The 1,575-nt window shown below is 23.2% G+C and carries 1 pseudogene; it reads left to right on the forward strand.

Features of this window, described 5'->3' with window-relative positions:
* Positions 1-1,575, forward strand: a pseudogene (locus tag ACRCYC_RS04055) (chromosome segregation protein SMC); the annotation flags it as partial.

Raw genomic sequence — 1,575 nt, forward strand, 5'->3', positions numbered from 1 at the left:
TAAAGGTGTAATAAATAAAAAGTACTCTGAACTTAGTGTTCTTAATGAAAAAATAATAAATTGTGAGAGTGATATCAAAAGACATATAATTGAAATTACTAACATAAATGAAAAGTTAGGTAATAATGAAGCAGAGCTTTTAAGTTTAGAAAAAAATAAAGAAAATGCATTTGTAAATTTAAACAATATAAAATCTGAAATAGATGAAGTTCAATTAAATAATAAAAATAAGAAATCAAATATAAGTGAATTAGCACAAGAAGTTGAGAACTTAAAAGATGAAATTATAAATTTATTAGATATGAAACAAAATAGTGCTAATAAGCTATCAACTTTAAATGCGAATATAGAAAATATTGAGAAAAGAACTGAGAATATAAACCTAGATATAAAAATTATAGAAACAAATATTTCAAACAAAAAAGGTGAAATAAGAAACTATAACTTAGATAAAGAAGAAAAATTAAAATTAATAGAAAAACTAAGAAAAGATTACTCTGAACTTAGCAGTAGTATAAATTCGCTAAAAGAAGAATATAAAAATTTAGATAATAATATTCAAGGATCAAAACTTAAATTAAATGAATATAATTCAAAATTAAATATATATATAGATATGGAAAAGCACTACGAAGGATTTAATAAAGGCGTAAAAGAGGTACTGAAAAATAAAAATTTAGAAGGTATATATGGAGCTCTAGGACAAGTTATATCATCTTCTAAAGAATATGAAAAAGCATTAGAAGCATCTCTTGGAAGTTATATGCAAAATATAATAACTAAGGATGAAATAAGTGCAAAAGCTGCTATTAATTATTTAAAGAAAAATAATTTAGGTAGAGTTACATTTTTACCTTTAAATATAATTAAATCAAATAAAATAGATGAGAAAATGATAAAAAGCTCAACTAATTATATTGCAGTAGCAAGTGACTTAGTTAAGTTTGAAGAAAAGTATAAAAATATAGTAGAAAATGTATTAGGAAGAACTATAGTTATAAATAATATGGATGAAGCAATAAAATTTGCTAGAGAAACTAATCATAGATACAAAGTTGTAACACTAGATGGAGAAATACTTAATCCAGGAGGATCTTTAACTGGAGGAACTATAAGGACTAATGGCAATATACTTTCAAGAAAGAGAATTATAGAAGAGTTCCAAGAAAAGTTAATATCAGAAACAGCATCGTTGAAATCATTAGAGCAAAGTAGACTTAGAGTACAGGATAATATTAACTTAGAAGTAGAAAAACTAGAAAGTATAAAATTAGAATTGAGTGAAAATGACAAAAATCTAATTTTTATAAACACTAGTATGAAAAGTTTAAATGATGAAATGATAAATTTAGAAAACAACTTATCAAAGTTGCACAATGAAAATAAGAGTTTAGGTGAAAACTTAGAGTATACGTTAACTAAAACAAGTTCATTAAAAGATGAGATAAGTAAAATAGAAGAAAAGCATCTGTCTAATAAAAGCAACATAGATAAATTAAATATAAAACTTAAGGAATCAAATAATATTTATGAAGTTGATAAAAATAAGTTTGATGACTTAAATTTAGAACATGT

Source organism: Paraclostridium sp. (genome assembly GCF_051657365.1).
Classification (GTDB): domain Bacteria; phylum Bacillota; class Clostridia; order Peptostreptococcales; family Peptostreptococcaceae; genus Paraclostridium.